Source organism: Bacillus sp. LQ16, assembly GCF_057784645.1.
The window spans coordinates 1,319,248-1,340,312 of the sequence record NZ_CM173491.1 but is presented as its reverse complement, the minus strand read 5'-3'; the positions used below and the strand labels follow the sequence as shown (position 1 = coordinate 1,340,312).

Sequence of the window (21,065 nt, the reverse complement as noted above, 5' to 3'; positions counted from 1 at the left end):
AAAACCTTATGTTCATTATAACGAACAAACCTATATAAACACAACACATATTTATTAATATTTTCAGTTATTTTTATTTCTCAATATTATTTAGACTTTTCAGAAAAACGAATGATAATTTATATCTTTTTTCACACTCAAATCATTTAATACTATAAGAAAAAGCAAAACAAAGAGGTGAGGGCTAACTTTCCCTCACACTCGTATAAATATTACTAGTCTTGCTTATTCGTTCACACCCTCTTACACCACATTCTTGTTTTCTGGCTGTTTCACTAAAGCAGTTACTCCGCTTTCTTCTGCTCTTCTACTTTCTTTTGTTCTTCTACTTTCTTCTGTTCTTCTGCTTTCTTCTGTTCTTCTACTTTCTTTTGTTCTTCTGCTTTCTTCTGTTCTTCTACTTTCTTCTGTTCTTCTGCTTTCTTCTGTTCTTCTGCTTTCTTCTGTTCTTCTGCTTTCTTCTGTTCTTCTACTTTCTTCTGTTCTTCTACTTTCTTCTGTTCTTCTACTTTCTTCTGTTCTTCTACTTTCTTCTGTTCTTCTACTTTCTTTTGTCCTTCCGCTTCAATTGCAACGTTTAATTGTTGCTGAAGAGCCTGAATTTGCTCATCAATAGCTTTCAAGCTAATTTCTTTCTCAATATAGTCACGTTTCTCTTTGATACTGCGAAAGCCTTCATTTACATATACGGACACTTGCTGCATCGACTCATCTTTATTTACCTTTAATTCTTCTTGTATTTGATTGTAAGGAGCTTCTATTTCAGTATATACATTTTGCAGAGCTTCCTTCTCAGCAACAATTTTCTCACGCCCTTGTTGCCATACAGAAATCGCCTGTTTTATTTCTTCAATAGAAGTTGCTTTCGATTTTCCCTTCATCGTTCCATACTCACGCTCAATAAACTGTTTATGTTTCTCAGATTGCTCTTTTAACGTATTAACTGTTTTCGGAAATATAATTGCTGTAGAAAGCGTCGCTTCTACTTTCGTTTCATGAATGAACGCCGCTTCTGTATGAGTCATAATTTGAGATCCTAAATAAAACGTAATAGAACACATACACGGCAATATAAGCATCTTTTTAAAATTACGCGGTCTTTTCAGCATCTTAATCTCTCCCATCGAACATTACGTTCTTTATACAGAACATTATCTATATTATAGTAAAGAACTATTAAAATTGATAGACAAATACTAGAAAAATAGAAAAAGGGCTATCCATGTGATAGCCCTTTTTGTTATTATCTTTCTTCACCTGCTGTTTGTTGTGCATCAAACGTCCAATTTAATTGTAACTTATCGCCTTGGAATTGATTTTGATCTTTTCCATTATCAACGAACTCAAATTTCACTTTGAATTTATCAGATTTACCTGCTGAAATACCTTTTTCATCCCAGAACCAAGCCGATAAATCATTATCTACAGCTGTAAGTGTGTCACCTTTTAATTTATCTAAAGTAGTTTGTTTCACAATTGTCTCATGCTTATCTACATTTTTTAAGAATGTTACTTTAATATGTTTACCAAAATCATCTTTATTATCTTTCTTTACATCTTCTACATTATAATCTGTTTTCAGTAAAACCTTTTTAATATCTAAAGATCCTTTATTTTCCAGTTTAAATTCTTTTTCAATTGTATCCCCAGGTTTTAAATTCGATACGTTAACAACTGTTGATGGATTTAATGCTAAATCCAGTGTCCCAGCCGCAAATGTATTGTTTGACACTTCTTTATCACTGAAAAATGCAAATGTTCCTCCACCAACTAACGCTGCTCCTAGTACTGCTGATGTAATACCCATTCCTAATTTTTTCTTTAAAGTCATGTCCATATCCCCTTAATATATATATATTTGTTAACTTCCTAAACGGAAAGTATAACCAAACGAACTAGACGGATTGTTCTACTTTTTTATCTTTCTTTTCTCCGTCAATGCTACGAATAGCCCCAAAAATAGAAATCGCGGAATATCCAAGTAAAAAGACTCCTGGAATAATAAGAAGTAATGCTGCTCCCGCTTTTGAATTCGCATAATTCAGTAAATAACCAACGTACGGAACTGTAATATCTGCATACTTTCCAACTACATTTTCTGCAAGTACTGGCTCTAAATCTGGTCCGTTGTTGTTATCCCCTTTTGTTTCATACATTACTTTTCCATTTGTATCTTTCACACCGATAATACGGTGAGTGATAATTTTTTGATCTTTCTCTTTAAAGGTAATAACATCACCTTTTTGATATTTAGAACCATCTTTGTTTGGTTCTATTGCAATGATTGATCCCGTTAAAAACGTCGGCTCCATTGATCCTGAAAGAACGCTCTTAAATTGATATCCCATCACTGTCGGATCACCACCGCTTGCTTTTGAAGAAATAACTACAAAAGCTAAAAAAACCATCAATGCAAATAAAACAAATGAGATCGCGTTGCTAATTATCTTCCATATTAATTTCATCGTCTCTCTCCCTCTCCGTTGTTTTATATTATTTGAAGTATGCAATGTTCATTTACCCTCGTTCTTTAACAAGAACACAAGTAAATGATATAACGAACTTTAAGTTATTGCAATAAGAAAATTTACAATTATTAGTTAAATATCTTTTTAGCATATAAAAAAGACTGTGACAAAATCTCTCCACAGCCTTTTTACTACTACGTTATTTTTCTTCTGTTTTCATTCCTTTTGTATTTCGGCGTAGTACTACATATAAAATGGCTCCAAATAGTACAAGGGCGCCTATCCCAACACTTATTACTTTCACATCTAACTCTTTTTCTTCAGATGCAATTGTATCTTTTTTAGGCATCGTAAAAGTGACATCTTCTGTCGAAAGAACGTTTACCGTCGCAATTGTTTGATTATTTTTCGTAATATCAACTGCACCAACTACCTCACCACGATGTATTCCTTTATGATATAAAGATTCTTTATCTAATGAAGCCGCCCGGAAAATAGTTTTCACATTTTTCCCTTCATCTTTCTTAAGCATAAGCTCCGCACTTTGTTCCAACTCAGAATTAACATCTTTATTTAAATATGTTGTTTTTTGATGCCAATTATGTTTATCCAGCACCATTTGCTTCGTAAATTGACCGAAAGAATATTCCGCCATCTGCTTCAAATCTTCATAAATTTCAGGTCTTTGAGAAGCCATTACTACGCTTATAATACGGTTTCCATCTTTCTCATTTAATAAAACAAGTGTATTACGCGCTTCATTCGTAAACCCTGTCTTACCGCCAATGCTATATGGATTTTCAAAAAAATTAGATTTATTAAAAATAGACACCGTCTGCCTAGACGTCGTAACTGTCGTTCTTTTCGTATTCATCGCTTGTAAAATTTCAGGATACTTTTGCACACCCTTCGTAATCATAGCCATATCATACGGCGTCGTATAATGGTTCGGATCATGCAGTCCATTCGGTGTTACAAAGTGGCTATCTTTCGCCCCTAATTGCTTCGCTTTCTCATTCATCATATTAGCGAAATTCTCAACACTCCCGCCAATCCGCTCCGCAATCGCATACGACACATCATTCGCACTCAGCACCATTAAAATCATAAGCGCAGTATTTCTATTAATTGTCTCTCCAGGTTGAAACTCAATTTGATAATTACTCTTCTCTTGATCTAATGCTAATTGTGAAAATGTAAATTGATCCTCTGGCTTTGTATGCTCCATGAGTAAAATCGCTGTTAACACCTTCGTCGTACTAGCAGGATATGCTCGGTGATATGCGTTTTTGTCATACAAAACATCTCCTGTTTTCGCATCAATTGTCGTTGCAAACTGACTAAAAACATTCGGTCCTTCTGCAGGTGGTGGTGCAACTTGTTCTGGATTTACTCCAATATTCGTCTCAGCACGCAATGTCATAGGTGTCAACAAAAACAAACAAATAACTGTAATAAAAACCAAAATTTTCTTAAAATTTACCATATGACTCTCCCTTTTCCATTTACTCCTCTAACAAAATAAGAAATCTACCAATCATATGTAATTTGTATTAAACTGGAAGAATTTTCACTATTTTTTACTATATCATATTTTTACGATAAAGAACATAAATATACAATAAAAATAAGAAGGAATTACTCTTTCTTATCCTTCTCATCTATCAACGAATCTATTAACTTTTGACTAGCTTCCTCGGGCGTAATCTCATCGGTTATCCCCATAAACGACCAACCTTTAGAATCGACCCACTCAACAAACTCTTGTAAAAATTCATCATGTGTAACATCCACATCAAGAATCGAGCCATTAATCGAAATCGTTCTATTTTTAGACACGCGCATCTTGAACGTTTTTCTTACCATTACAACTTTTCTCCCTCTACTTCTGAATATTTATAAAGTGAAACTTTCATCAACCCTCACCAATCGGACTTTTACGGCCATCCCAATCCCAACCTAACTTCTTTACTTTTGCTAAATTTCGAGGTAAGGGATCTTACTGCCCGCAAATAGCGAGATAAAATAATCATGTATCTCTGTTATACATGATTTTCAGTAAATTGTAAAAAGGATATATTGGCCAATTTAAATAGCAAAAATGAAAATCTCTTACCTACGTAAACGTAATACGACATACAATCGCTCATAAATTATTAAATAAATCCATAAAAATATACACTTTAAAACATAATTGAGTAAGCCATTCTAGTCTTTTGGAAGATATTATCTAAAATAGTATACTAAACGGATAAAGGATATTTGAATAAAGAAACTGAGGCTTTCTATTTAGCTGGACTCTTAAGTTGTAGACTTAGAGACTGATGCCGGAATTCATATTTAATTTCTATTTCTGTACATAATATCGTAAGAAAGAAGGTAGTACTGTGAAAACAACAGAAAATTTTACTGACAGGGCCGATATATATGCAAAATATCGCCCTAGTTATCCTAATGAATATATTGATTACTTGCTTTCAGCTAACCAACTGAAAGGGAATCGGATTGTAGCTGATATTGGTTCAGGTACGGGGATATTTAGCCGCCAGCTGCTTGAAAGTGGTTTACATGTTATTGGAGTTGAACCAAATGATGATATGAGGAAGATCGCTGAGCAATCGTTAAAACTATATTCTCGTTTTCAATCCATAAAAGCAACTGCTGAACATACCACTTTAAAAGAAAATAGTGTAGATTTAGTAACTGTTGCCCAAGCATTTCATTGGTTTAATAAAGAGGCTTTCAAAATCGAATGCCAACGAATTTTAAAACAAAAAGCAAATGTTGCTCTTGTTTGGAATAGTAGAGATTTAACTAGTCCACTTATTAAAGAGAACGCAGAAATTTGCCAGAAAACCTGTCCAAACTTTAAAGGATTTAGCGGTGGAATAGATGAAACTCCAGAAGTATTTAATAGCTTTTTTAAGGATGGAAAGTATGAGTTTAAAGAATATCAAAATGATTTACTTTTTGATTATGAAGGGTTTTTGGGAAGGAATTTATCAGCATCTTATGCTCCGAAAGAAAATGACGAACAGTATAAAAATTTTATTTTTCTCCTATCAGAGCTATTCGAAAAACACAGTAAAAATGGAAAAATTATTCTCCCGAATTTAACGCGAAGTTATCTAGGCAATGTATAAACAGCCTGATACAAAGAGACTTTGATCGAAATTAAAACAAGCCTAGCCCCTTCCTGAATGTAGAACGTGGTTAGGCTTGTTTTGCATTTTACCACATCAAATTCAAATGACTTTCGTACAATAAAGTAGAATATATTAGAAAACACCTTAAACTGAGGAGGAACTCAATGGCGCGTTGTACGTATTGTAAAACGAAATGGAAAGTAAAAGATGTATGGTCAATACTCTTGGCATTTGAAAAAGATTGTCCGTATTGTTTTGGGAGGCAATATCTATCAAAGAAAACAGTGAACGCTATGCCAGAACTTATAAGCTTACCTTTACACTTCTTGTTCCCTTTTCTTGTTGATTTGAGTGATGAAGGTCCTTTGGATTGGTATCGGAAATAATATAACCTCTACATCCAAAGACTACTTTCTACTAAATTCGCTTCTCATCATTATCCCTTCATACATTACTCTCATAATCGCTTATACTTTCCCTTTTGAAGATCCCGTAGCTCAGCAGAAAGGGCGTCCCCTGAACAAATTTTATCAATTATGACTAAAAAAACAGTGATATATGTATACTGTTAAACATAAAAAATTAGCATTAGGTTCCAATTAAATATTAATTGAAACCAACCACTACTTGTATTCTGTAATTCAGAATACAAGTAGTGGTTTTTATTATGCATTTTTGCATACAGGATTATTTTCTCTTGTAAATAGATAATAATGGTATATAATAAAACCAATGTTTTACCAATAAAAGGTAATAAAAAGTAGTGGGATAAGCAATTAACCAAAACGTATTAACAGATTTGTTCTATGTAAATCATGATACATATATGGAATCAAAACTATGAAATTTTATGTAGAGATTAGATTACTACAAGATGAAAGATTCATAGCGAATGCACTCGAGGAAAAAAGTGTTCGATTAGATTAACGTTATAAAACTACTTAATGTGATATCTATGGAACGAATTGAAAATATACTTAGGGGGAATTTTAAGTGAAAGCATTTGGTAAAGTATTATTAACAGGAGCTTTAGCTTTAGGCGGTTTAACAGCTATGAACATTGATACACCGAAGGCAAATGCTGACGGAGCAAGCGAGTTCTGTCGTTATATTTGTGGTCCTAGCGAAACGTTGAATGGTGTTACAGTTCAAGTACACGCTACAGAATATAGCTTCGGTCAAAACGTAATTGCAAGAATTACAAATGAACGAGCTGAAGATATTCATTACAATGTCAGCATCGAGAAAAAATATGGCGATAACTGGGGAGAATATGATACTTTCTTCCATTGGCAAAATCAATGGGTTCCAGCTGGAAGTAATGATGAAATTTCTACTTTCACAGGATATGGCGAAAACATTTCAGACAATGGAACATATCGCTATAAAGTTGAAGTTGTAAGTGCTGACGGTTCTGTAGATACAATTTACACAGCAGGAATGACAGTTACAGGACGATAACTCATGAACGAGCCCCATTATTTATGATTGTATTCTTGAAAATATCATTGATAATCGCGGTGATATTATTATTAAAATAAGCTCTTCGGGGCTTATTTTTTATATAAAAATTGGAATGATTATATCCAGAAAATTAAATCTTTACACCATTAAAGTTTGTTGTTATTATAGGAATACATTAAATGTTACAATATTCAATAAATTATACAAATCCTTCGATTACACGAATGAAATGAAAACACATTGCTGATCGTAATATTTATAGTTGGGATCCCGTAGCTCAGCAGGGAGAGCGCCACCTTGACAGGGTGGAGGTCGTGAGTTCGAGCCTCTCCGGGGTCATATAAAAAAGAGACACCATATCAACCTTCTACGTGATATAGTGTCTCTTTTTTATCTAATTCAATTACTTCCCACCAAACATCTTCTCCAAAGACTTCGCATTTGCAAACAATACTTCTTTCAAGTTATCGTCAGCAACAATTTTATAGTCGCCATCTTTGTCTTTCTTTAAGTTCAAGGTAACTTCGCGAGTTGCCATTGCTGCATCTTTATCTGCTAAGTTTTTGACGATAGTTGAGGTCATTGTTTTTTCGATAGCTTTTTCAGATTGTTCTTTGTCTTCACTAAAGGCACTAGCGAACGCCATTGGCATAACTTCTCCCACTGCTTTTGTTACAGCAACGGATAGATCAGCAGATGTAATTTTTACTTTCACTTCTGCTTTGTCATCCTTTTTCGATACTTCTTCTAGCTTTTCAAATTTAAAGTTCTTTGTAATTGCACTTAGCATTGCTTTTGCCTCAGCATCATCTGTTTTTTCATTTAGTTTATTAAATTCTTTGTCACTCTCAACAAATGTACGAGCCTTTTCTACATCACCTTTTTGTATCGCTGTTAAAAATTCTTCTGTAGTATCTTTCGGATTTGCACACCCTGCTAAAACACCTGCTGTTAATCCTACTACCATCATTAATAGCAATAATCTCTTTATCTTTTGCACGCTCATTCTCCTCTTATCTTTTCTAGTAAGTCAGCATCATACAATATTATGAAACTGACATTACAAACATTTTTTAGTATAGCATTTATATGATTCGTTTTCTATTAATTCCCAAAAGATAAAGGGCCTTGCAGCATTCCTACAAGGTCCCTCTTCTATCAATCTGTATCCGTAGCACAAATGAACCACATTTTCTGTTCCCTACTATCTAACACCATCCAAGTAACATCCCACGCAACATCGTAAAACCAATCTGTCCAAGAGCGATAGCTTTCGAACACTTTAATATCTTCGTATCGATCTTGGAACATATATTGACATACATTGACTGCTAATTGTTTTGCGATAACTGGTCGTTCCTTAAACCCTTCATATGCTCCGCCCCACAAAATTTGCGCAGCAATGCTACCATCAAGCATAACTGCCAGCTGCTCTTTAAAACGAAACTTATATTTGTCTGATGTATGTATTTTTAACTCTTCTAAGTTATTGATTATATCTAAAGAGTTGAAGATTCTTCTAAAGAAGTGCTCATGTCCATCTTTCGAATGTAGTATTTCTTTAAAAAAATTTTCGTTATGCACTTTAAAACAGCTTATTATTGCTCCACCAATTAAGTTTTGTTCCTTAAACGTGTTTATAAGTTGCTCAACAGATGAGTCATTCGTGTCTATTTTTTCAAACGTTCCCTCTTTCCATCTCATAACGCCCACTACTCTCTATTAAAAATTTGTTTCTTCATTATAAATAGCAAAATAAAAACCAGCAACTTTAAGGTTGCTGGCTTAGCTCTTATTCATATTCGAAAAAACAATAACAACTGCTCCAAACAAATAATGCCCTACTACCATCCACATACTCCAATCAAAAATCATAAGCAATAACCAAAGTGATATATTCATAGCAGCAAATAATAAATATAAAATCTCTCTTTTGTATCGCTCCTCTATTCATCAAAATGTAAACAGCACCGATAGGAGGAAAAAGACAAATATTTTTCTTAACACCCACGGATACGAAATTACTGTCTGCATATGAATCTCCTTTTCATCATAATACTTGCTTCAACATCGGCCTCACTACCCTATATTTATCACTATAAGCTTCCTTTATGATTAAAGGCGGGTAATCACTTTTTTCTTCCTCAATCATTGTGAATACTTCTGTTTTCTCTTGTAATGTATTAGGTTCTTTATTTTTAGTAGGTTTTTTACTTGTTTTAATTTTCTTTGTTACTTCGCCAAGTTTTTGCCCAACTTCTTCTATTTTGGCAGGTTCATTTGTAACATAGTATTCTTGTTCGTCCGATACTAATATAGGTGGCACTTGTTCTCTTTTGTTACATATTATATAAGTAGTACTAGCTACAAGTAGTAGACAAGTTAATAAATAGAAGATAGTTTTTTTATTCATATACTACACTCCTTATCTATCATTTCATTGGATTATATAATATAAGTCATTTACAGTAAATGGATTTAGTGGTAATTTTTAGGTTTAAAAATAAAGAAAAACCTTACCGAAGTAAGGTTCCGTTTTTACATTCTATAGTGACTGACTTATTAAAACGATCATTACAATAATCGCTATAAACATAACAACTAAACAGCCGATCATTTTATAAAATCCTCGTTTCGTTAACGTCCCGCCTTGAACGTCTTTACGAATAAATAAGAATACAGCTAAAAATAATACAAGCCCAATGCCAAAAGCATACATCATTTGCATATGTTAATCTTCCTTTCTCTCTTCCATCTTAATATCTTTTTGCCAAAACAACAAATGAGATAAAGACGGTACTCATTGTAAGTGCCATAAGTATATTCAATAATTCAGTAGCAGATAGTGTAAGTATTTTTAAGTTTAAGCCGATAGAGAAAAGAAGATAATATGCTGTTAATGCAAAAAAGGTTACAAACATTCCTTTATAACGAATAAGTTTCATTCGCTCGTCTTTTTCTTTAAATTGCGGGTGTAAGTAGCTTAGACAGAAACTCATAATCATCATTCCAAGCAATGGATACGTTATAGCTGGTGGTGCAGAATGCGTCATTATACCTGTTAATATCATAAATCCACTCATAAATAGAAAAATAACACCCATAATTACAAAGTACTTTTGTGAATAATTCATCCCTATTCCCCCTCTTCTTTTCCTTCATAAATAAATACATGTTCTATCGTTGTCTGAAATGTTTTCGCTATTTCAAATGCTAGCGGAAGTGATGGATCGTATTTCCCTTTTTCAATTGAGATAATGGTTTGTCTGGAAACCCCGAGTTTCTCAGCCAGTTTTTCTTGAGATAGTCCAAATTTCTTTCGGTATTCGACCATTTTATTTTCCAAGGAAATTTCTCCCTCCTCCCATATATCGAGTATATATGTAAAGTAAACTTTACGTCAAGGTTCCTTTACATTCATCCTAATCATTTTTCACTCTATTTATATAGAAGAAACTTGTTCGATTTCAGCACGTCTATTTTGTAATAAAACATGGAACACTGTATGTAATCGTTACTATATTTCCTCCTCACCTTTTTTTAAATTTAATATCTTCATATTTGTTTTATCCTTTTAAAATATTTCATTCTCTTCTTTATTAGATGAAATGTGTTATTGGTTTTACGGTGTTTTTTGGCATATTTATAGAAACTAACGGGTTATGAACCATTTTTTATGTTTAACAACTTTTTTTGTAGAAATCCTTCATTTTCCTTTCGATAGTTAACACTATCGAAATAAAGTTTACGCTAAATTCATAATTTTTTATTTTTTATACTATATTCCGTTATATTGTTGTATAATATCTATGAAAGCGCTTATTATTTCAATATACATAATTCAAACTAAATTTTATCAAAACATTCTAACTATTATACCTATATTTAAATGCAACAATTATAGCTATTAGTATAGGCATACCAAATATATCCACCCCATTTTTCTGTAAAATTACTTTATAAAGTGAAAGATTAACTTGGGTGATAAGTTATTGTGAATGTTTTTTTACAAAACAGATAAGTAATAGTGTTTGGTATTATGTAAATTATTGTAATAACATAAGAGTAAAGAAAACATTTACATTGATTATTGATTCATTACTTATTGAAAAAGAGCAAAATGCACCTTTGTATGGAAAAGGATTATATGCATTGGGAGGTTTAAACAAATGACGAGGAAGAATACAACGACAAACCCTTGGGCCAAGTTCCACGGTCCGAACCTTGGTTATGTTATTGAGCAGTATGATCTTTACGTAACTGGAGCAGGTTCTGTTGATCCGGAATTACAAGAGCTTTTTGAAATTTTTGGAGCTCCTTCGTTTCAAGATGATGTCGTAACAGGGGACAACACAGCAACACATTTTTCTCCTCAAAACACAGGTAACATTGAAAAGATTCTTAAAGTCGTTCAACTTGTTGAGCAAATTCGTTCTTTCGGGCATACGTTGGCTCACATTAACCCGATGGAAGATGCTGCAAATGGACAATCACTTCTTGAGAAAGCAATGAGTGAACTGAGCGATGCTGACTTGAAAGCGATTCCAGCGAAAACAGTATGGCAAGATGCACCAGAAGGTATTCACACTGCACTTGATGTAATTCATAGATTAAAAGACGTTTATACAAAATCTTTAGCTTATGAATTTTCTCATATACAAGATAGTGAAGAACGCGCGTGGTTGCATCAAATGGTGGAATCAAATTCATTGCGTCAACCACTATCAAATAAAAAACGAACTGCTCTTTTAAAACGTTTAACAGCTGTTGAAGGTTTCGAGCAATTCTTGCATAAAACATTCGTTGGGCAAAAACGTTTCTCTATCGAGGGCGTTGATATGCTTGTACCTGTTTTAGATGAAATTGTTCTAGAAGGTGCTAAGAACGGCGTAGAGGATGTCATGATTGGTATGGCTCACCGCGGTCGTCTAAGCGTACTTGCTCACGTATTAGAAAAACCATATAGTCACATGTTTGCTGAGTTCAAACATGCAAAAATAGAAGGCGCAGTAGCCAATTCTGGCTGGACTGGCGACGTAAAATACCACCTAGGTAGAGAACAAGTCGTTAGTAACGAAGAAGTTAGCACTCGCGTGACATTAGCAAATAACCCGAGTCATCTTGAGTTCGTGAATCCTGTAGTAGAAGGTTTCGCACGTGCTGCTCAAGAGAATCGTAAAAAATCTGGTCTTCCAGATCAAGATACTTCAAAATCATTCGTAATTTTAGTTCATGGTGATGCTGCATTCCCTGGTCAAGGTATTGTATCTGAAACGTTGAACTTAAGCAGATTGAACGCGTATCAAACAGGCGGAACGATTCATGTTATCGCAAACAATGCAGTTGGTTTTACGACTGATAGCTATGATTCTCGTTCTACGAAATATTCAAGTGACCTTGCAAAAGGTTTCGATATTCCAATTGTTCACGTAAACGCTGATGATCCGGAAGCTTGTCTTGCTGCTGCTAACCTTGCGATTCAATATCGCATGTTGTTCAAAAAAGACTTCTTAATCGATTTAATTGGTTACCGCCGCTACGGTCATAACGAAATGGATGACCCAGCAGTTACGCAACCACAAGTGTACAAAAAAATTAAAAATCACCCAACTGTAAGAGCAATTTACGCAGATCAATTACAAACTGCTGGTGTTCTAAATGCAGATGAAGTTGAAACAATTACACAGTTTATACAAGAGCAATTAAAATCCGACTATGCACAAGTACCACCAGCTGATACGGGTGATGCAACAATTCACGTTAAAGTGCCAGATGTTGTTGCAAAAGGTATTCAACCAATCGATACTGGTATTGAACTTGACTCACTTCGTGCAATTAATGAAGGTCTACTATCTTGGCCAGAAGGATTTAACGTATATCCAAAAGTGAAGAAAATTCTTGAGCGCCGTAAAGATGCTCTTGAAGAGAACGGTAAAATTGAATGGGCACTTGCTGAATCATTAGCATTCGCTTCTATTTTACAAGAAGGTACGCCAATTCGTTTAACTGGTCAAGATTCACAGCGTGGTACATTCGCACACCGTCATATCGTATTACACGATACTGATACAAACGAAACATATTCACCATTACACCGCTTACCAAACATTAATGCTTCGTTCTCTGTTCATAACAGTCCGTTATCAGAGGCTGCTGTTGTTGGTTACGAATATGGTTATAACGTATTCGCTCCAGAAACTCTTGTTATGTGGGAAGCGCAATATGGTGACTTCTCAAATACTGCGCAAGCATTATTTGATCAATATGTTTCAGCTGGAAGAGCAAAATGGGGTCAAAAATCTGGTTTAGTTCTTCTATTACCACACGGTTATGAAGGTCAAGGACCAGAGCACTCTAGTGCACGTCCAGAGCGTTTCTTACAGTTAGCTGCTGAGAATAACTGGACAGTTGCAAACTTAACGAGCGCGGCACAATACTTCCATATCCTGCGTCGTCAAGCATCTATCTTAGGAACAGAAGCTGTTCGACCATTAGTACTGATGACGCCGAAGAGTTTATTACGTCACCCACTTACCCTTTCAACTGCTAATCAGTTAAGCGAAGGACGATTCCAACCTGCTTTAGAACAAGAAAACCTTGGTATGAAACCAAATAAAGTAAAACGTCTTGTTTTAAGTACAGGTAAAATGGCGATTGACTTAGCAGCAGAAATCGAGTCTGGTAAACATGAGTACAACTTAGACGAAGTTCATGTCGTTCGTATTGAGCAATTGTACCCATTCCCTGCTGAGAAAGTTCAATCTATTATTAAACGCTTTAAAAACTTAGAAGAAATCATTTGGGTTCAAGAAGAACCTCGTAATATGGGCGCATGGCATTACATGGCTCCAATTCTGTTCGAACTTGCTGGAGATAAAGTGAAAACAGGTTACATTGGACGTCCTGATCGCTCTAGTCCATCTGGAGGCGATCCATTCGCTCACAAAGCTGAGCAAGAACTAATTGTTGCACATGCTTTAGATGTGAAGTATAACTTCCGTCAAGATAAACAAGAAATTGAAGTTTACAGCAACTAAAAAGTAACAATGAAGGTTTCTAGCTTGTTCCTTGGGCAGAATATCTGCCCAAGGCCAGGCTAACAAATGGAGATTACCGAAGACAAAAGAAGAAAAAACACACCGTTAGGCAAATAAGGGGAGGACATTTAAAATGATCGAAATTAAAGTACCTGAGCTTGCAGAATCTATTACCGAAGGAACTATTTCACAATGGCTTATCAACGTAGGCGACAAAGTTGAGAAAGGTGGCAGCGTTGTTGAGCTTGAAACTGATAAAGTCAATGTAGAAATCATTGCAGAAGATTCAGGTATTGTATCGAAGTTACTAGGCGAACCTGGGGATACAGTTGAAGTTGGCGCAACTATCGCAATTTTAGATGCTAATGGAGCACCAGTTGCAGTAAGTACACCTGCTCCAGCTACTGAGCAACCAAAACAAGAAACAGCTGAAGCACCGAAAGCTGCGGCTCCAAATGCTGAACAAACTACGGGTCTACAAGGCTTACCAAATACGAACCGTCCTATCGCATCACCAGCTGCTAGAAAAATGGCTCGTGAATTAGGAATCGACTTAAACGACGTACGTAGCACAGATCCACTTGGACGCGTGAGACCACATGATGTACAAGCTCATGCTGCAGCACCAAAAGAAGCACCAGCTGCTCCAAAGAGCCCAGCTCCTGCTCCAGTTGCAAAAACTGAATTCGAAAAACCAGTTGAGCGCGTGAAAATGTCCCGCCGCCGTCAAACAATTGCAAAACGTCTTGTAGAAGTTCAACAAACATCTGCAATGTTAACAACATTTAACGAAGTTGATATGAGCGCGATCATGGAATTACGTAAAGAACGCAAAGATGCTTTCGAGAAAAAACATGATGTACGTCTTGGCTTCATGTCATTCTTCACAAAAGCAGTTGTTGCAGCATTAAAACAATTCCCATTATTAAATGCTGAAATTCAAGGTGACGAGCTTATCATCAAAAAATTCTATGATATCGGTATTGCAGTAGCAGCTCCAGATGGATTAGTTGTTCCAGTTGTACGCGATGCTAACCAATTAAACTTCGCTGAAATCGAAAGTGAAATTCGTAATTTAGGTATGAAAGCACGCGATAACAAACTTTCATTAAAAGAACTACAAGGTGGTACATTTACAATTACAAACGGTGGTGTATTCGGTTCTCTAATGTCAACACCAATCCTAAATAGCCCTCAAGTTGGTATTTTAGGAATGCATAAAATCCAAGTACGCCCAGTTGCAATTGATAACGAGCGTATGGAAAACCGCCCAATGATGTACATTGCTTTATCTTACGATCACCGTATTGTTGATGGTAAAGAAGCAGTTAGCTTCCTTGTTGCTGTTAAAGATATGCTTGAAGATCCAAAATCATTATTATTAGAAGGTTGATAGATTAAAATCTATCAAAGGCTGTAGAATAAATCATTCTACAGCCTTTTTTTATTGTGTTCATACGGGACAAATTTCATGACATAAAGTAATAATGTATGCCTAAACGTAAGGAGGATTAAAATGAATAACCTTCCAATTCATGCAAAACTTAAAGTAAATAAGGATACTTTTTTCCTTCCCGATTCAAATGGGGGTGTCTATTTTCGAAATAACGCCAGTTCATTTCGCATGGACGGTGATGGAATTTATGACTGGATTGAAAAATTAATGCCAATGTTTAACGGTAATTATTCTTTAGCAGAAATAACTGATGGACTCCCTCTCCCCTATCAAAATCGTGTATTTGAAATTGGAGAGGTTTTATATGAAAATGGTTTCGTTCGTGATGTAAATCAAGATGCACCTCATGAATTAAACAGTACATTACTCGACAGATATGCTTCACAAATTGAATTTTTAGAAGCTGATTCTCATTCAGGTGCTTTAAAATTCGAAACGTACCGCGGGGCAAATGTACTTGTACTTGGTTCTGGGGATATGCTTACTTCCTTAGTTTCTTCTTTGTTAGAATCTGGTTTACCTACATTTCATTACCTCGTTACAGATCGGGATGAAACAAACTATGACAGAATACATGAGCTAATAGAACGTGCATATGAAGTTGATAACAGTGTACTTGTTCAAGAAATCGATACTACAATTGACCGTCCCTTGCATGAAGTATTCGAACCTTTTGATTGGATTTTATATGTTTCCCAAAATGGAGACATTGATGGTTTACAAACAGTTCACACTATTTGTAGAGAAACGAAAAAGAATTTCATACCAGCTATTTGTTTATCTACACTCGGTATAGCTGGGCCTGTCGTAACGGAAAATCGTGATGAATGCTGGGAATCCGCATGGCATCGACTACATGAAACGAATTTACAAAATGAAAATTCATCTGATTCCTTCTCACCAATTACATCTGCCATGTTAGCAAATGTAATCGTTTTTGAATTGTTTAAACATGTCGCGGATGATTCATATCGTGAAAAAGAATCACAATTCTTTTTATTAAACTATGAAACACTTGAAGGAACGTGGCATCCTTTTATAAAACACCCTCTTGCAACTGATGAAAGTTTTACAATTGATACGATAGAAAATATTTCTGAAAAACTTGAGCATCGGTATGGCCAACATACTTCAACTGATGTATTCCGCTTTTTCGATTCATTAACTTCTAAAGAAGCCGGTATATTCCATGTATGGGATGAACAAGATTCATATCAATTACCATTATCACAATGCTATATTCAAGTAGCTACTCCACTATCAGATGGCCCAGCTCCCCTTCTGCCTCTTATGACTCGTAGTGGATTGACTCATAATGAAGCACGCCGAGAAGCTGGTTTAACAGGAATTGAAACATATGTAGCAGAAATCATTCACCGCCTTATTCCTGAACATAACAATATCGGTATCGGTGCTGGAGAAACGATGACAGAAGGATTTTACCGGGCACTACAACAACATTTAAACAATAAACTGTATGAGCGGCAGTCACATATTCTAGAGGAACTTACAACTGTTGATTTAATTGATATTCAAGATAAACATTGTAGATTTTATTACGATGCTCTCTCTACAATCCATGAAACACCTAAAATCGCAATGAGTGAAGAGATTCTCAGTTTTCCAGTCGTTTGGGTTGGTATAAATGATAGATGGTACGGTGCATCTAATATTAATATGACGTTAGCGTTACGAAACGCACTACAACTATCACTCTTTCACGTTCAAAATGAAGAAATTCCTTACAGAGCTAATATCTTGCCTGAATCCTCTATTATTTTATATGACACGGATTCTTTTAGAGTGGAAATACAAGCGGAAGAAGAAATTCCAAGTGTGCAATCTTTACAGCTTGCCTTACAGCATTTAGAAGAACATAATTTTTATCCCTTCGTGTTCGATTTAGCAATCGAACCATTTTTGAAAGAAAACCTAGACGGTGTGTATGGGGTATTAATTGCAAAGGAGGACGGTTTATGATTCAAAATATATTGCTTATAGGAGATGGCCTTCTTGCAGACTATGTACATGATCAATTATGCAAACAATATTCCATCATTCGTCAGCAGACCCTTACAGAAGAACTTCCTGAAAATATTCATCTCGCTCTCGTATTACATGACGGATCTCCTTCTACTATTCATCATGATGCCGAACTTATTTTTCGCTCAAATCATATTCCATGGCTTCGTGGTTTCACTTCATTTGGCGAAGGTATTATCGGTCCTTACATTCATCCTCTTACGCCTGGATGTTCCCATTGTTCTGATGGACGCCGTTTTATCGCTGGCTTTGATCAAAAAGAAATGTGGGAACTACAGCGGAAATATGCCTTTAAAGCAGATAATGTAACGAGACGTGACGTACGTGCCACCCAAAATGGAATGTTGCAAATGTGCCATCTTATTTGCGCAGAAACAGGAAAAATATTAACTCATAACCATTCTTCTTTAGAAAATGAACTTATTTTACTAAACTTACAAACATTACAATGTACGCGGCATTCTTTTCTTCCAGATCCTCTCTGTCCTGTATGTAGTAATTTACCTGATGATACTGCGGATGCGGCGGAAGTTTCTTTACAACCGAGTTTAAAAGTAAGCACCGAAACGTATCGCTGCCGTTCCATTCATGAGCTAAACACATTTTTAACGAGAGACTATTTAGATTATCGGGTCGGTATGTTGAACGGAAAAATGCAGCATTCTGTATTACCATTCGCTGACGTCATTATAAACATGCCATTAATGTTCGGAAATGAAGGTGTTGCGGGACGAACTCATTCATTTGCAGTGAGTGAAGCAACTGCTATTTTAGAAGGTTTAGAACGATATTGCGGTATGTCGCCTCGAGGGAAAAAGACAAATGTGCATGGTAGTTTTCATGATTTAGAGGAACATGCACTAAATCCCCTCACACTCGGTGTCCATACAAATGAACATTACAATCGTGATAACTTTCCATTCAAGCCGTTTGATCCTGATTATGAGCAAAACTGGGTATGGGGATATTCTTTATCACAAAACAGACCGCTTTTAGTTCCTGAATCAATTGCTTATTATAGCCTCGGTCATCGAGATGCTTTCGTGTATGAAACATCAAATGGATGTGCAATTGGCGGTAGTTTAGAAGAAGCGATTTTTCACGGCATTTTAGAAATTGTAGAGCGTGATGCCTTCTTACTCACTTGGTATGCCGAATTACCTCTTCCCCGCCTGGATCTTAATTCAGCAAATGATACAGAATTACAATTAATGATTCAGCGGTTACGTACGATTACCGGATATGAATTACACGCTTTTAACGCGACGATGGAACACGGCATTCCTAGCTTATGGGTAATTGCAAAAAATACGCGTGAAAATGGAATGAACGTTGTTTGTGCAGGAGGCGCTCATTTAGATCCTATTCGAGCCTTAAAAAGCGCCATTCAAGAAATAGCAGGCATGTTACTTATAACAGACGATGAGCTCGAGCACAAAAGAGAATACTACGAAAAATGCTTACAAGATCCTTATTTCGTTAATAAAATGGAAGACCATAGTATGCTGTATGGATTGAAAGAAACAGAAGAACGTCTTCACTTCCTTTTACGGGAAGATGCACCGGTGCAAACGTTCCAAGAAATGAATGTATCACAATCATTTGATATGGATTTAACATCCGATCTCCACCAACTTTTAAATCGTTTGCATCAATCTAATCTTGAAATAATCGTTGTAGATCAAACCGTTCCCCTCATAGAAAAGAATGGATTACATTGTGTAAAAGTTATTATTCCAGGCATGCTACCGATGACGTTTGGTCACCATCTTACTCGAGTTACAGGACTGGACCGGGTATATACCGTACCGATGACACTTGGATATACAGACGAACCTTTAACGAATGAAAGATTAAATCCACATCCACATCCGTTTCCATAGTAAAGGAGGGATTTCATGCAGCTAGATACTTTTTTACATCATCTCCATTTCTCTATCGATGAAATTATGCCGAATCATGAGGTGGACTGGAAAGACGCACCGCTTCCTTATAAATTATATCGAAATTTACCTACCATCCCGCTCTCCTTAGAAATCCCATTATCTTTACCGAACTCTTCTACTACACCTACTTTAGATGAGATTGGTCACTACCTTTGGTATTCATTTGGTGTAACACAATTATGTCAGCTAAATAGCGAGAGAAATGTATTACGAAGATCTATTCCTTCGGGTGGTGCTTTATATCCGAATGAATTGTATATCTATTTAAAGATTGACGATTATCCAGACGGCATTTACCATTATGACGCCGCGCATCACCGACTTATTTTACTTCGCGAAGGAAATTTCGATTCTTATTTGGCAGACGCACTCGGTAATCGCTGTAATATACATGATTGTTTCGGTGCTGCATTCGTATCCACTATGTTTTGGAAAAATTTCTTTAAATACAATAACTTTTCATATCGACTTCAAGGATTAGATAGCGGGGTTCTCATTGGACAATTGCTAGAATGTGCAAAACAGTTCGGTTATACGAACGGCGTATACTTTCAATTTCTAGACCGTGCACTGAACCATTTACTCGGATTGTCAGAAGGTGAAGAAAGTGTGTATGCCGTTATTCCTTTAAGTACAGAACCAGAAACTAATTGGTTTCACAATAATTACCGTGAAAATAAAATAGTTACTTCTCATGAGTTGTTGCAACAAATTCCGCCGCTCGCACATGAACATTTCGTTCGCTCAAAACATGTAGGTGAATATCCGATGATAACAAAAATAAATGAAGCTTCTATGATCGAATCGACAGCACACTTCCAAACGCTACATCATGAAGAGCACTATCAACATAATACGTACGCTGTACAGCTACCGAAAGTAGAACGGTTATCGTATGATTTCCTACAACTTTGTAAAAAACGATATTCTCCTGATGCGGACTTTATTTTAACGAAATGGGATGCAGCCGAGCTCGCTACTTTACTACAAGAAGCGAGCCTCTCCTTCCCCTATTACAACGACCTTGACGGTAAGTATACAAATGAAAATGCACGCGTCTCCTTATATGGATGTTTTTATAACGTGAAAAATATTGAAAACGGAGCTTACGCTTATAACAGTAAAACACATTTCATACAACCAATTCGGTATGGAGACCTTCGCTACCCACTTCAGTCTAGTATGACGATGGATAACGTAAACCTTTTTCAAGTACCACTTTGCTTACATGTAGTCGGACAGAAAGATTACTATACACGTGCATTAGGCTATAGAGGATATCGCATTCACCAAATGGAAGCTGGTATCCTCGTTCATAAACTCGTTTTTGCAGCGACCGCTATGGGGATGGGCGGGCATCCTTTACTTAGTTTTGATACAAATGCATGTGATCAATTGTACGGAATAGATGCTGGGAATGAAACATCTCTTATTCAAGTTCCAGTTGGGGCATATCGGGCGCGGAATTGGTTAAAAGGGGCTTTGCATAGTTAGAAGTACGCCGT

General features: G+C 35.9%; 19 protein-coding genes, 1 tRNA gene and 1 pseudogene. 9 read left to right on the top strand and 12 right to left on the bottom strand.

The window, feature by feature from the left end:
- Nucleotides 1-284 precede the first annotated feature (284 nt).
- The 5 genes from AC3EMB_RS06760 to AC3EMB_RS06740 all read right to left on the bottom strand — a co-directional run bounded on the left by AC3EMB_RS06760 (nt 285) and on the right by AC3EMB_RS06740 (nt 4,334).
- Nucleotides 285-1,109 carry a DUF4047 domain-containing protein gene (locus AC3EMB_RS06760; RefSeq protein WP_488517596.1) on the bottom strand — a complete coding sequence of 275 codons (825 nt, stop codon included), beginning with the start codon at nt 1,107-1,109 and terminating at the stop codon, nt 285-287.
- Nucleotides 1,110-1,243: 134 nt separating this feature from the next.
- On the bottom strand, nt 1,244-1,831 hold the full coding sequence (locus AC3EMB_RS06755; RefSeq protein WP_000172852.1) for a CalY family protein: 588 nt from the start codon (nt 1,829-1,831) through the stop codon (nt 1,244-1,246).
- A gap of 64 nt (nt 1,832-1,895) precedes the next feature.
- On the bottom strand, nt 1,896-2,465 hold the full coding sequence (gene sipW, locus AC3EMB_RS06750; protein ID WP_000767792.1) for a signal peptidase I SipW: 570 nt from the start codon (nt 2,463-2,465) through the stop codon (nt 1,896-1,898).
- Nucleotides 2,466-2,667: 202 nt separating this feature from the next.
- Nucleotides 2,668-3,954 (bottom strand): D-alanyl-D-alanine carboxypeptidase family protein, encoded by a 1,287-nt coding sequence (locus AC3EMB_RS06745; protein WP_088024907.1) that lies wholly within the window; start codon nt 3,952-3,954, stop codon nt 2,668-2,670.
- 152 nt (nt 3,955-4,106) lie between these two features.
- Complete coding sequence (locus AC3EMB_RS06740; protein WP_000251856.1) at nt 4,107-4,334, bottom strand: hypothetical protein; 228 nt, start codon at nt 4,332-4,334, stop codon at nt 4,107-4,109.
- Between the two features lie 521 nt (nt 4,335-4,855).
- Between AC3EMB_RS06740 and AC3EMB_RS06735 the strand changes: the two genes are divergently transcribed.
- The 4 genes from AC3EMB_RS06735 (at nt 4,856) to AC3EMB_RS06720 (ending at nt 7,417) form a co-directional block, all read left to right on the top strand.
- Nucleotides 4,856-5,611: a class I SAM-dependent methyltransferase gene (locus tag AC3EMB_RS06735; RefSeq protein WP_366986939.1), complete on the top strand. Its 756-nt coding sequence runs from the start codon at nt 4,856-4,858 to the stop codon at nt 5,609-5,611.
- Nucleotides 5,612-5,778: 167 nt separating this feature from the next.
- Nucleotides 5,779-6,000, top strand: coding sequence for a hypothetical protein (locus AC3EMB_RS06730; RefSeq protein ID WP_000090211.1), 222 nt, complete (start codon nt 5,779-5,781; stop codon nt 5,998-6,000).
- Between the two features lie 607 nt (nt 6,001-6,607).
- Complete coding sequence (locus AC3EMB_RS06725) at nt 6,608-7,075, top strand: hypothetical protein (RefSeq protein ID WP_069355251.1); 468 nt, start codon at nt 6,608-6,610, stop codon at nt 7,073-7,075.
- Between the two features lie 269 nt (nt 7,076-7,344).
- Nucleotides 7,345-7,417 (top strand) — tRNA-Val (locus AC3EMB_RS06720).
- Nucleotides 7,418-7,481: 64 nt separating this feature from the next.
- Here the strand turns inward: AC3EMB_RS06720 and AC3EMB_RS06715 are convergent.
- From AC3EMB_RS06715 to AC3EMB_RS06685, 7 genes and pseudogenes are all read right to left on the bottom strand, one after another.
- A complete protein-coding gene (locus tag AC3EMB_RS06715) occupies nt 7,482-8,078 on the bottom strand; it encodes a DUF4878 domain-containing protein (protein WP_001169496.1) in 597 nt (198 codons plus the stop codon).
- 158 nt (nt 8,079-8,236) lie between these two features.
- Complete coding sequence (locus AC3EMB_RS06710) at nt 8,237-8,782, bottom strand: hypothetical protein (RefSeq protein ID WP_366986936.1); 546 nt, start codon at nt 8,780-8,782, stop codon at nt 8,237-8,239.
- Between the two features lie 81 nt (nt 8,783-8,863).
- A pseudogene (locus tag AC3EMB_RS06705) lies at nt 8,864-9,112 on the bottom strand (hypothetical protein).
- 16 nt (nt 9,113-9,128) lie between these two features.
- Nucleotides 9,129-9,491: a hypothetical protein gene (locus tag AC3EMB_RS06700; protein WP_053564974.1), complete on the bottom strand. Its 363-nt coding sequence runs from the start codon at nt 9,489-9,491 to the stop codon at nt 9,129-9,131.
- A gap of 132 nt (nt 9,492-9,623) precedes the next feature.
- A complete protein-coding gene (locus tag AC3EMB_RS06695; protein ID WP_001178302.1) occupies nt 9,624-9,806 on the bottom strand; it encodes a DUF3976 domain-containing protein in 183 nt (60 codons plus the stop codon).
- Between the two features lie 28 nt (nt 9,807-9,834).
- On the bottom strand, nt 9,835-10,212 hold the full coding sequence (locus AC3EMB_RS06690; protein WP_048564894.1) for a hypothetical protein: 378 nt from the start codon (nt 10,210-10,212) through the stop codon (nt 9,835-9,837).
- A gap of 2 nt (nt 10,213-10,214) precedes the next feature.
- Nucleotides 10,215-10,424, bottom strand: coding sequence for a helix-turn-helix transcriptional regulator (locus AC3EMB_RS06685; RefSeq protein ID WP_000428506.1), 210 nt, complete (start codon nt 10,422-10,424; stop codon nt 10,215-10,217).
- Nucleotides 10,425-11,247: 823 nt separating this feature from the next.
- Between AC3EMB_RS06685 and odhA the strand changes: the two genes are divergently transcribed.
- The 5 genes from odhA (at nt 11,248) to AC3EMB_RS06660 (ending at nt 21,054) form a co-directional block, all read left to right on the top strand.
- Nucleotides 11,248-14,115, top strand: a complete 2,868-nt coding sequence (gene odhA / locus AC3EMB_RS06680) for a 2-oxoglutarate dehydrogenase E1 component (RefSeq protein ID WP_075718293.1) — start codon at nt 11,248-11,250, stop codon at nt 14,113-14,115.
- 133 nt (nt 14,116-14,248) lie between these two features.
- The gene (odhB, locus tag AC3EMB_RS06675) at nt 14,249-15,508 is read left to right on the top strand and encodes a 2-oxoglutarate dehydrogenase complex dihydrolipoyllysine-residue succinyltransferase (protein ID WP_098533787.1); all 1,260 of its coding nucleotides are present in this window, start codon (nt 14,249-14,251) and stop codon (nt 15,506-15,508) included.
- A gap of 123 nt (nt 15,509-15,631) precedes the next feature.
- Nucleotides 15,632-17,551, top strand: coding sequence for a putative thiazole-containing bacteriocin maturation protein (locus tag AC3EMB_RS06670; RefSeq protein WP_488517595.1), 1,920 nt, complete (start codon nt 15,632-15,634; stop codon nt 17,549-17,551).
- Entirely contained in the window at nt 17,548-19,497 is a 1,950-nt protein-coding gene (locus AC3EMB_RS06665; protein WP_000615607.1) for a TOMM precursor leader peptide-binding protein, read from the top strand. The genes AC3EMB_RS06670 and AC3EMB_RS06665 overlap by 4 nt, the downstream gene beginning before the upstream one ends.
- A 15-nt stretch (nt 19,498-19,512) precedes the next feature.
- Complete coding sequence (locus AC3EMB_RS06660) at nt 19,513-21,054, top strand: SagB family peptide dehydrogenase (protein WP_488517594.1); 1,542 nt, start codon at nt 19,513-19,515, stop codon at nt 21,052-21,054.
- Nucleotides 21,055-21,065 lie beyond the last annotated feature (11 nt).